Source organism: Pseudomonas sp. UBA6753 (assembly GCF_002453565.1).
Classification (GTDB): domain Bacteria; phylum Pseudomonadota; class Gammaproteobacteria; order Pseudomonadales; family Pseudomonadaceae; genus Aquipseudomonas; species Aquipseudomonas putida_Z.
This window is the reverse complement of record NZ_DKHD01000047.1, coordinates 1-11,103: the sequence shown is the minus strand read 5'-3', so window position 1 is coordinate 11,103 and position 11,103 is coordinate 1. Positions and strand designations below refer to the sequence as shown.

The window sequence follows — 11,103 nt, the reverse complement described above, 5'->3', positions numbered from 1 at the left end:
CGCATTGACCTCAAGCCATGCGCAGTCATTGTGGGAGCCTGGCTTGCCAGCGATGGGCCGCCTAGCGGCCCTTTTTGTTGCAGCACATCAACACCCCCTTCACCACGATCCTGCAAACTGGCTGCTACTGTCTATCGTGCCCCCGTGTGAAGGAACACCCCCTCCCCATGAACCAAGAGCTGCTCTGGGTCCTCGGCCTGCTGGCCATCGTCATCACCCTGTTCGTCATCAACCGCCCGCGCATGGACGTGGTCGCGCTGCTGGTGATCCTCGCCCTGCCGCTGTCGGGCATCCTCACCGTGGAGCAGGCGCTGGCCGGTTTCAGTGACCCCAATGTGGTGTTGATCGCCGCCCTGTTCGTGATCGGTGAAGGCCTGGTGCGCACCGGCATTGCCTACCGTATCGGCGAATGGATGAGCGAGCGGGCCGGCAACAGCGAGGCGCGCCTGCTGGTGTTGCTGATGGTGGCCGTGGCAGGGCTGGGTTCGATGATGAGCTCCACCGGCGTGGTGGCCATTTTCATTCCGGTGGTGCTGAGCATCGCCGCACGCCTGCAGCTTTCACCCGCCCGCCTGATGATGCCGCTGGCTTTCGCCGGCCTGATCAGCGGCATGCTCAGCCTGGTGGCCACACCGCCCAACGTGGTGGTGCACAGCGAACTGGTGCGCCATGGCGAAGCGGGCTTCAGCTTCTTCAGCTTCACCCCGTTCGGCCTGGTGGTACTGGTGCTCGGCATCGGCTACATGCTGCTGACCCGGCACTGGCTGAATGGCGAAGTGCGCAAGGACGGCCGCGTGGAAAGCCGCCGCACCCTGCTGGACCTGGTGCTGGACTACAAGCTCAACGGCCGCGAACGTCGCCTGCGCATCCGTCCCCACTCGCCGCTGATCGGTCATACCCTGGGCGAGCTGGAGCTGCGCACCCGGCATGGCGCCAACGTGATCGGTATCGAACGCCAGCACAAGTTCACCACGCGGGTGATCGCCGCCGACTCCAGCACCGTGCTGCACCAGGGCGATGTGCTGCTGCTCGACCTGTTCGCCAACCGCGACGACCTGCGCAGCCTGTGCCAGACCATGCAACTGGAACCACTGCACTTCAAGGCCGCCTACTTCATTGACCAGTCCCAGGAGCTGGGCATGGCCGAGGTATTGCTGCCACCGGGCTCGAAACTGCTCGGCAAGAGCATTCTCGAACTGGCCTTCCGCACTCGCTTCGACCTCAACGTGGTGGGCTTGCGCCGCGAGCAGGTGGCGATCGAAGAACAGCTGGTGGAAGAAAAGCTGCGCCTGGGCGACACCTTGCTGGTAGTCGGCCCGTGGAAGGCCGTGCGCCAGTTGCAAGGCAAGCCCAAGGACTTCCTGGTGCTGAGCCTGCCCGCGGAAATCGACCTGGTCGCGCCCGCCCGCACCCGCGCACCACAGGCGCTGCTGAGCCTGGCGGTGATGGTCGGGCTGATGGTCAGCGGCGCGGTACCCAATGTGATTGCCGCCCTGATCGGCTGCCTGCTGATGGGCGCAGGCCGCTGCATCGACATGAACAGCGCCTACCGGGCCATCCACTGGCAAAGCCTGGTGCTGATCGTCGGCATGCTGCCCTTTGCGCAGGCACTGCAGAAAACCGGCGGCATCGACCTGGCGGTGGACGGACTGGTCAGCGTGCTGGGCGGTGCCGGCCCCAGCGCCATCCTCGCCTGCCTGTTCGCGGTCACGGCGTTGATCGGCCTGTTCATCTCCAACACGGCCACTGCAGTACTGATGGCACCCGTGGCTGTCAGCACCGCCACGCAGCTGGGCATGTCGCCCTACCCGTTTGCCATGACCGTGGCGCTGGCCGCCTCGGCGGCGTTCATGACGCCGGTGTCATCGCCGGTCAACACGCTGGTACTGGGCCCGGGACAATACCGCTTCGCCGACTTCGTCAAAGTCGGCGTGCCGTTCACCGTACTGGTGATGCTGGTGACCGTGTTGATGGTGCCGTGGTTCTTCGGGCTGTGAGGTAACTCGCCTCGAATGAAGGCAATTTGGCATTATCTCGACCAATCGCGGCAGATTGACATCAAGTCCTCTGACGAAACACACTTATGCGCAATTGCCCCAGGTGCTTCAAGCCGTTGTCCTGGATTTCGTTTCCGCTTTGCCGGTCGAGCCCATGGTTTTTCCAGCCCAATCGCGCTTGTTGCACTACGTCGTTCTACTCGGCCTGACCTTCGCCCTGACGCTGGGCGGCATCCTCGCCCGCCCGATCGAATCCCTGTCGCTGTTCTGGCCGGTCAACGCGGTATTGGCCGGCGTGCTGCTGCGCTACCCCCGCCAGGCCACGCTGACGGGCTTTGCCCTGGTCTGGCTGGCCATGGTCGGCGCCGACCTGCTGTGTGGCAGCGCCTGGGTACCGGCCCTGTGGTTCAACCTGTGCAACCTGGGGGTGGTGGTCACACTCTGGCTGCTGCTCTCGCGCTTGCCGCGCCTGCACCGGCGCATGCGTACCCCCCACGGCGTGCTCAGCGTGTTCGGCGCCTGTGCCGCCGGGGCGATAGTGGCGGCCAGCATGGCGGCGGCAATGGCCGCGCCGTGGTTCGAACAGTCCTTGCGCGCCACTTGGCTGGCCTGGTTCAGTGAACAGTTCTCGACCAGCGTGCTGGTGCTGCCAGTGCTGCTGACGGCGCCCTCGGCGCGAGCCCTGGTGCGCGGTGGCGCCCAGGCCATCCGCCTGGCGCCGTTGTTGATGCTGCTGGCCTCGCTGGCGTCCAGCATTGCCTTCGGCGGCCCCGGGGCTATTGCCTTCCCGATTGCCGCGCTGCTGTGGTGCGCCTGGACTTACTCACCGTTCCTGGTCTCACTGCTGACACTCACCGCCGGCAGCACGCTGATCGTGGCGGTGGCGCAAAACCTCATGCATTTCAGCGTGCCGCAAAGCGAACCCGGGGTAACCACGCTGATGTCGGCGCGCCTGGGCATCGCCATGCTGGTGCTCGGGCCGCTGGTGGTGGCCTGCGTCAGCCAGGCCAACCGCAGCCTGATGGCCCGCCTGGCGCATCAGGCCACCATCGACCACCTCACCGGCGTACTCACCCGCAGCGCCTTCACCCGCCGCGCCAACGCGCTGCTGGAAAGCCGCCAACAACACGCCCAGGCGCTGCCGCTGACCCTGATGATGCTGGATATCGACCACTTCAAGTCGATCAATGATGCCCACGGCCATGCGATCGGTGACCAGGTGCTGCGCCAGTTCGCCGGCACCCTGCAGGACCAGCTGCACGATGGCGAACTGTTCGCCCGCCTGGGCGGCGAGGAATTTGTCGTGATCCTCCCGGGCCTGGCACCAGACCGGGCCAAGTTCACTGCCGAACGCCTGCGCCGCGCCGTGCAGGACCTGCATGTGGTGCAGGCCGACCAACACCTGCAGATTACCGTGAGTATCGGCCTGGCCGGTTGTGCCGCCGACATGCCGGCCCCCACCCTCGACGAACTGCTGGCGCGTGCCGACCAGGCGCTATACCGAGCCAAGGCCCATGGCCGCAACCGCGTCGAGCAGGCCGAGCCGCAACGCCAGGTGATGTGAGCTAGCCGGCCAGCAAGTCCCACGTCAACTTGGCGATCAGCACGCACAACAGCACCAGGAACAGCCCGCGAACAAAGCCCGCGCCCTTGCGCACCGCCAGCCAGGTACCGGTCAACGCGCCGAGGATATTGCACGCCGCCATGGGCAAGGCGATGGCGTACAGCACGTTGCCCGATGGCACGAAGAACACCAGTGCCGCAAGGTTGGTGGCGATGTTCACCACCTTGGCCGATGCCGAGGCATGCAGGAAGTCCAAAGCGAAGAAGCGGATGAACAGGAAGATCAGGAAGCTGCCGGTGCCCGGCCCGAACAGGCCATCGTAAAAGCCGATCGCGCCACCGATCAGCACCGCCAGGCACTGCTCCTTGCGGCCGATCCTTGTGGGTTTGTGCAGCGTGCCGAAGTCCTTCTTGCAGAAGGTGTAGATGGCCATCAGCACGATCAGCACCAGCACCGCCGGGCGCATCACGCTGGGCGGCACCAGCGACACCGTGGCGGCACCGGCGAACGACATGACGAAGGCACTGAGCGCAGCCGGCACGATCAACCCCCAGTCCAGCGTCACCCTGCGGATGAACGAACGCGCAGCGAAGGCCGTGCCACACACCGACGCCAGCTTGTTGCTACCGAGCAATGCCGCCGGTTGCGCGGTGGGCAGCACGTTGAACAAGGCCGGGATCTGGATCAGCCCACCGCCCCCCACCGCGGCGTCGATCAGCCCAGCGGCGAAGGCGAACACGGAAAGCACAGCGATATCCATCATGACGCGGTTCCAGGCAGTGAAGACGCCTGCAAGGCTAATCAAAGTGCCGCGCTTGTGTTGAAATGCCATATTGCGAAAACTGCAACGAGGAGCAGGCAATGGCATTGGACATGCTGCGGGAAATCCAGGCGTTCGTCAGCGTGGCGCACAAGCGCAGCTTCGTCGCCGCCGCACGCGCCCTGGGGCGCTCACCCAGTGCGGTAACCCGCGCGGTACAAACCCTGGAAGACAACGCCGGGAGCAAACTGCTCAACCGCAACGCCAATGCCGTGACCCTGACCGAAGCCGGCGAGCGCCTGCTGCCACACGCCGAACGCTTGCTGGATGTGCAACGTGATGCTGCCGACGAACTGGCCGCGCTCAGCGGCAGTGCACAAGGCTGGATCCGCTTCGCCGTGCCGCAGGTACTGGGTGAACATGTACTGCCCCAGGTGCTGTCCGAGTTTTCCCGCTGCCACCCCCAGGTAACCCTGGACGTGCAGTACAGCGACGGGGCCCTGGACCCGCTGCAAGGCAAGTTCGACTTTGTGGTGCGCGGTGCCTTTCCGCAGTCGAGCGAGCTGATCGGCTACCCGCTGTGGGATTACCAGCGCCACCTGTATGCAAGCCCTGAATACCTGGCACTGGCCGGCACGCCACAACAACCCGAGGACCTCGAAGGCCACGCGCTGATCCTGCACACTGCCCCGCGCATCCTCAAGGCCTGGCACTTCTGCCGCGACGGCCAGATCACCAGCCTGCGCCCCAGGCCCAGGCTGCGCCTGGACTCAGGTGACGCGGTGTACCACAGCACCCTGGCCGGTGCCGGTATCGCCCGCCTGGCCGCCTGGGTCGGCGAAGCGCAGGTCAAGGCCGGGCGGCTGGTGCGGGTATGCCCGCAGTACCGCCTGACTTCCAGCAACGGCCAGGACCCGCAGATGCATGCCGTGTACCCCGCCGGCGAGCTGCCGGCGCGGGTACGCGACCTGCTGGCTGCCCTGCGCCGCGCCGGTCTGGCCTACTGAAACAACGCCCTGAAACGGCTGCTCAAATTCTGCTCAATTTAACAGAGCCCGCCGCGGGCCTGGCTTGCAGCACTTTATCCACAGACCTACCCACGTTTTTTGTGGACAGTTTTCCCAGTGCAAAGAACGACTTATCGTACAAATCGGTAGGGTGAATCGGCCAACAATGAAGAGGAATGGGCCCGCCCGAAGGAAAGGCAGGCCGCGAGGGATATAGGTGTTTAACGTCAGCTTGGCGGAATGGTGCCAAGAATACCGATCAGAATGGTCAGCAGCAGAAAACCACCCAGGAATAGCGCGAGCTTGCCCATTGGAACCTCTACAAGTGTGATGCGGGAATGGGCATATTGTCGGGCTTGGGCTGATACCGTTACAGATTCAGGTTTATGGAAAAAAAGCGGATCAGATGTGAGGCACTGGTTCTTTTGTGGGAGCTGCGTACTTGGAGCGAACGCGTACATCAGGTCAGCTGCTGAAGCTTCTGCGCAGGCAACCAGCCGAACTCATCGCTGCCATGACGCCTGCACCAGACCCAGCCATTGAGCGGGCGCACCATCTGCACCAACTGCCCCGGGTCGGCATCCAGTTCATGCGCCGAGTAGTGGTCCAGCGCCCTGCCCTGGCACACGCTGAGCCGCTCGATCAATTGGGCCGGCACCCAGCCGGGCTCCTGGCCGGTGCAGGTGCACAGGTACCAGTCCTGCCAACCTGGCTCGCCCTCGTAGCGTGGGCCAATGTTCAGCAAGGTGCCCTTGGCGAAGCGGATGGGCCGCGGGTACTCACTGCGGTGAGGTTCAATCACAACGTAATGCATGGGCCTCTCCTTGGCCGGGAAAACTTATCGATCGTAGCAGAAGCGGCAAAACCCGCTGCCAGCCGGTGTTTGTATCTTCATGTGTACAAATTGAGACCTGATACACAAGAACGCTTCCTACGGGCCGAGCGGACACATCCGCGATACAGCCGTCATCTTTACTGGCACCCATCAACCCGCACCGATGGCTTCGCCAAGGAGATGCCCAATGTCTGCCCGCCACTCGACCACCGCCCTGCCACGCCGCTTCAGCCGTACGCTGCTCGCCTGTGCCCTGCTGCCACTTGGCCTGCTGGCGGCGAACATGGCCACGGCTGCACCACAGCAGCCCCAGCCAGCCGCCGCAGCGGCGGATGACTTTGGCCCGCTGAAACACGTCAACGCTGGCGTGCTCGATGTGGCTTACGTAGAGCAAGGCCCGGCCGACGGCCCGGTGGTGATCCTGCTGCATGGCTGGCCGTATGACATTCACAGCTTCGAGCAAGTTGCACCCGCCCTGGCGGCAAAAGGCTACCGGGTGTTGGTGCCCTACGTACGTGGTTACGGGCAGACCCGCTTCCTGTCTGCGGCAACCCCACGCAATGCCCAGCCCTCGGCACTGGCCAGCGACGTGATCGCCTTCATGGATGCGCTGCATATCCAGCGTGCCGTGCTCGCCGGCTTCGACTGGGGCGCACGCACTGCCGACATTGTCTCGGCGCTGTGGCCAGAGCGGGTAAAGGCACTGGTATCGGTCAGCGGCTACCTGATCAGCAGCCAGGAAGCCGCCAAGGCCCCCCTGCCTCCCAGTGCCGAGTTGCAGTGGTGGTACCAGTACTACTTCGCCACCGCGCGCGGCCAGGCCGGCTATGAAAAGAACCGCCATGCCTTCGCCAAGCTGATCTGGCAAACCGCCTCGCCCAAGTGGGCCTTCGACGACGCCACCTTCGAGCGCAGCGCCAAGGCCCTGGACAACCCCGACCAGGTGGCGATCACCGTGCACAACTACCGCTGGCGGCTGGGGCTGGCCCAGGGCGAAACACGCTACGACCCGCTCGAGGCCAAACTGGCCAGCTTCCCCAGCATCGGCGTACCGACCATCACCCTGGAAGGCGACGCCAACGGCGCCCCGCACCCACCGGCCGAAGCCTATGCGCAGCGCTTTACCGGCAAGTACGAGTACCGGCTGATCAGCGGCGGCATCGGCCACAACCTGCCGCAGGAAGCGCCGCAGGCGTTCACCCAGGCGGTGGTGGATGCGGACCACCTGTAGCTTGCGGGGCGGCAATTGCTACATAAGGTTTCGAAAGGAGCGGCAGGCCCTGGTTTGAGCCGCGTCGAGGGCCTGGATTGTCGAAAACCGATTGTGCCCAGCTACCGCGCGGTGTTGAGGCGAATTTGAAAGACACGATTTGAAATGCGGCTTGTAGGATCTTTTACCTCGCAACGTAGGAAGAATCGAAGCAGTGAGATTTGCCTGTATGAAACATCAGTTTCTCCAGCAAATTCGAGCTGCTACGGTCCAGTTTTCCTACAACGGCACGGAAGCCTACAGCGTGAGAAAAGCATGGATCCGTTCAATACCTCGGCCCTGAAGCTGCAGAAGAATTTGCTTAACCTACGCCTTGAGCGTGATCGCCTGAGAAGGGAGGGCAAGGACAAGGAAGCGGACGAACTCGCGGCACCGATCGCGCGGATGGAGGCAGCTATTCAAAAGCTGCCGGATGGCATGAAGCCGGTGACCCTGCAGTAAAACCTGTGGGAGATGTCTAGCGAGACCCGGACTTTGCGCCAAGCCATGAGAGGTGTGTTGCCTGTGCTGGCCCTTTCGCGGGCACGCCCGCTCCCACAGGATCTTCACAGTACTCAAGACTTGCACAGTACCTGTGGGAGCGGGCGTGCCCGCGAATGGGCCAGCACAGGCAGTCGAGTAACTTGAGGGGATTCAACAATAACCACAGAAGACACCTGACTCACCATCGGCAAGACCACTCTGACGGCCTACAGCCTGAGCGTCACGCCCTTCATCGAAACAGGCCGCCGGGGGGAACCCCGCAGCGGCCTGGCGGCCGCCGCGGGGCGTGGCTCATTGCCCGGAGTGGTCGATCTTGATGGTTGGATCACCACCACTGACCAGCGAACTGACCGTGGTGTTCGACCAGTTCACACCTTCAAGCTTGATCGACACGTCAGCGCTGCTGGTGTCACCGCCGGGAGTGAACTTGCCCTGGGTGCTGACCTGCAAGGTCGACTCGCCATCGACCGTGGTGATCTTCAGGTAGCTGTCGATGGACGACAGCGATTCGCCCTGCAGCAGGGCACTCAGGTCCAGGCGGTCGCCTTCTTCAGCATTGAAGTTCCTGACCACGTCATGGCCGGTATCACCTGCCGTCCACACAAAGGACTCGGCGATGCCGCTGCTGCCGGTGACGGTGCTGTCCCCTGCCCCTACGAACAGGATGTGGTTCTCGCTGCCAAGCAGGGATGTGGAGGCGCTGTCCGATGTGTCGCTCGCCATCAGCGACATCGTGCTCATCGACGCCGACGAGGCTGCGTCACCATGGGATGTCACCACGAACGAGCTGCTTGCCGAATCACCATCGTGGTCGGTGCCGATGACATGGACCGTGAAGTTCAGGTCGCTGGCAGGTTTCTCCTCTACATAGGTCAGTTTGGTGAAGGTGGTGTCAAGCGTACTCTTGCTCGGTGCAGCCAGGGTAATCGTGTCGAAGGCGTGCCCGGCAAGGCCCGCGAAATCACTGGCCAGAATCTTTATGGACTCGGAGCCAGAGGTGATGGTGTAAGTCTTCGTTGCTTCATGCACAACACCATTGGCGTCCTTGTAGGAGGCGATGATATTGACGTCACCGCTGACCTGAAGCCGCGCAATGCCTAGCGTGACTTCTTTCATCGAGACGGCGTGCTGCAGGGCATCGGTGAACGCCACGGAGAACTTTTCGTTGGCAGAGAAGTGGTTGTTACCCACCCCCAGCCCATTGCCGACGTTGATCGTCGGCTTCCCTGTAGCACTGGCCAAGGCTTCGAAGCTGGCCGTTATGCCACTGGTGAAAGTGACAGGCAGGGTTGAGGTATTCCCGGATTTCAAACTTTCCAGGTTGAACGTATCTCGGCTACCTTCACGCATGCTGTTCTGGGTGACGGTGTAGTGCCCATCCGCTCCCAAGGCAAGCGTGAACACCTTCGTGGTACCGTCGAAAACTTCCACCGTGGTGCCGCTTGCATCCGTTGCCTTGCTGCTCCAGCCCGAAGGCAGGCCAACGATGGTGCCGAACTTCAGCGTGCCCACGCCATCACCGCCCGCCAGGAAGTGCGTGTCGCCAACCGCCGTGTACCCGACAGTGTTCCACATGCCGGCATTGTCACTGGTGGCAAAGGTCGGGCTGTCGTCTTCGACGCTGATCGTCAGCGTGCCGGTCGATGAGGTGCTGCCGTCGGAAACGCTGACACCAACGTTGAGGGACAGTACATCCTCGGCCGCCTGGTTCGGATGGTCGAGCGGCCCCTTCAGCTCCACGGTGTAGTTGCCAGCATTGTCGATCCTGATTTCGATCACGTCCTTGCCACCGGCCGTGCCGGTCAGGGTCTTGCCGCCATTGGACAACGCCCATTGCACACTCTGGCCAGAGGACGTCAGCGCTGTCGATGGTGCTGCCAGGCTGACCGAGAGGTTGGCCGACGGCGTATCGATATCGCTGACCGTCAGCTTGCCAGCGTACAACTTGCTGTCGCTTTGGTCGGCTGGTGAACCGACGATGTCTTTGTTCCCGCCGATCAGCCCCTCCTCGGACACCAGCGCGGCACCCGAAGTGATGGTTGGCGTGGCATTGGTCATGCCCACCGCAACGCTGGCGCCCGGGACCAGGTTCTCGAACACCTTGCTACCCGTGCCATTCTGCGTGATCTGGTCGATGCCCACGGACACGCTGCCACCCCCCACGAAGACACCGTCGGGAATGGCACCTTTCACCGTGCCGGTGGTGCCGCCCGCCGCCACCATGATGGTCAGGCCATTGTCCAGCTTGATGGTCAGGCCGCCATGGTTGCTTGCGCTCATGCCAGCCGGCGCTTCCAGATTGACCGTGTAGGTCACCTCCTGGCCTTTGGCTGCCGGGTTGGGCGACGCGCTCAGCACGACCGTCACAGAGTTGATGGTATCGGTGACCGTGAGGGTCGTGGTCGCGCTGGTGTTCAGGTTTTCGAAGTTGTGGTTGCCTGCATTTGTCACGCTGATGGTCTGGGTTTCGCCATCACGGAATACGTCATCGCCCTGCGCCACGAACGGTGCGGTGGTGGCGGTGGTGGCGTCCTTGGCGAAGGTCAGGGTCTGGCCGTTGCTCAGGGTGACGGTGAAGGTCTGGCCTGCCGGGTGGCTCAGGGTGCCGGTGATGGTCGTGGTGTGACCTTCCTGCACGGCGTTGCAGGTGAGAGTCAGCGTCACTTCATCGCCGCCATTCGGTGTCCCCGGGGTGCCAGGGTTACCTGGAGTGCCCGGCTCGTCGGTGATCTGCAGGGTCACCGGGTCGCCTTTGACTAGATTCTCAAAGACCTGTTTGCCCGTGCCTTGCTCGGTGATCCCGTTGATGGCGATGCTCGGGGCACTGCTGCCCACATAGACGTCGTCCGCCAGAACACCCGACTGCGAACCACTGATCTGCCCGGCTGCGATGTGGACCACCTTACCGTTGCTCAGCTCGATATCCAGGCCGCCGTGCTGGGTCAAATCGGCACCGGCCGGACCGGTCAGGGTGATGTTGTAGGTCACCGCCTGCCCTTCCACGGCCGGGTTCGGCGAAATGCTCAGCCCGGCCTTCACGGTGTCGACGGTGTCGCTCACGGTGACGGTCGTGGTGGCACTGGTGTTCAGGTTCTCGAAGTTATGGCTGCCGGCATCGATCACGCTGACAGTCTGGGTTTCACCGTCACGGTACACGTCATCGCTCTGCGCCACGAACGGTGCGGTG

Annotated in this window: 9 protein-coding genes; 5 read left to right on the top strand and 4 right to left on the bottom strand. The window is 63.3% G+C overall.

Annotated elements, in window-relative coordinates:
* The first annotated feature begins 167 nt into the window (after nucleotides 1-167).
* Complete coding sequence (locus tag B2790_RS18910) at nucleotides 168-1,997, top strand: SLC13 family permease (RefSeq protein ID WP_286919477.1); 1,830 nt, start codon at nucleotides 168-170, stop codon at nucleotides 1,995-1,997.
* Nucleotides 1,998-2,136: 139 nt separating this feature from the next.
* Nucleotides 2,137-3,561 carry a GGDEF domain-containing protein gene (locus tag B2790_RS18905; protein ID WP_286919478.1) on the top strand — a complete coding sequence of 475 codons (1,425 nt, stop codon included), beginning with the start codon at nucleotides 2,137-2,139 and terminating at the stop codon, nucleotides 3,559-3,561.
* Between the two features lies 1 nt (nucleotide 3,562).
* Here the strand turns inward: B2790_RS18905 and B2790_RS18900 are convergent, their stop codons facing one another.
* A complete protein-coding gene (locus B2790_RS18900; RefSeq protein ID WP_025339707.1) occupies nucleotides 3,563-4,324 on the bottom strand; it encodes a sulfite exporter TauE/SafE family protein in 762 nt (253 codons plus the stop codon).
* Nucleotides 4,325-4,422: 98 nt separating this feature from the next.
* Between B2790_RS18900 and B2790_RS18895 the strand changes: the two genes are divergently transcribed.
* Nucleotides 4,423-5,328: a LysR family transcriptional regulator gene (locus B2790_RS18895; RefSeq protein WP_286919476.1), complete on the top strand. Its 906-nt coding sequence runs from the start codon at nucleotides 4,423-4,425 to the stop codon at nucleotides 5,326-5,328.
* Nucleotides 5,329-5,555: 227 nt separating this feature from the next.
* Here B2790_RS18895 and B2790_RS18890 read toward each other — a convergent pair whose 3' ends face one another.
* Together B2790_RS18890 and B2790_RS18885 are read right to left on the bottom strand one after the other, a co-directional pair.
* Nucleotides 5,556-5,789 (bottom strand): hypothetical protein, encoded by a 234-nt coding sequence (locus B2790_RS18890; RefSeq protein WP_286919475.1) that lies wholly within the window; start codon nucleotides 5,787-5,789, stop codon nucleotides 5,556-5,558.
* Nucleotides 5,789-6,142 carry an SH3 domain-containing protein gene (locus tag B2790_RS18885; RefSeq protein ID WP_075045635.1) on the bottom strand — a complete coding sequence of 118 codons (354 nt, stop codon included), beginning with the start codon at nucleotides 6,140-6,142 and terminating at the stop codon, nucleotides 5,789-5,791. The genes B2790_RS18890 and B2790_RS18885 overlap by 1 nt, the downstream gene beginning before the upstream one ends.
* A 208-nt stretch (nucleotides 6,143-6,350) precedes the next feature.
* Between B2790_RS18885 and B2790_RS18880 the strand changes: the two genes are divergently transcribed.
* Nucleotides 6,351-7,394 (top strand): alpha/beta fold hydrolase, encoded by a 1,044-nt coding sequence (locus B2790_RS18880; protein ID WP_085706469.1) that lies wholly within the window; start codon nucleotides 6,351-6,353, stop codon nucleotides 7,392-7,394.
* Nucleotides 7,395-7,688: 294 nt separating this feature from the next.
* Nucleotides 7,689-7,874: a hypothetical protein gene (locus B2790_RS18875; protein WP_025339711.1), complete on the top strand. Its 186-nt coding sequence runs from the start codon at nucleotides 7,689-7,691 to the stop codon at nucleotides 7,872-7,874.
* Nucleotides 7,875-8,207: 333 nt separating this feature from the next.
* Here the strand turns inward: B2790_RS18875 and B2790_RS18870 are convergent.
* Nucleotides 8,208-11,103 (bottom strand): immunoglobulin-like domain-containing protein (locus B2790_RS18870; RefSeq protein ID WP_286919474.1); only part of this gene is annotated, 2,896 nt, incomplete at its 5' end.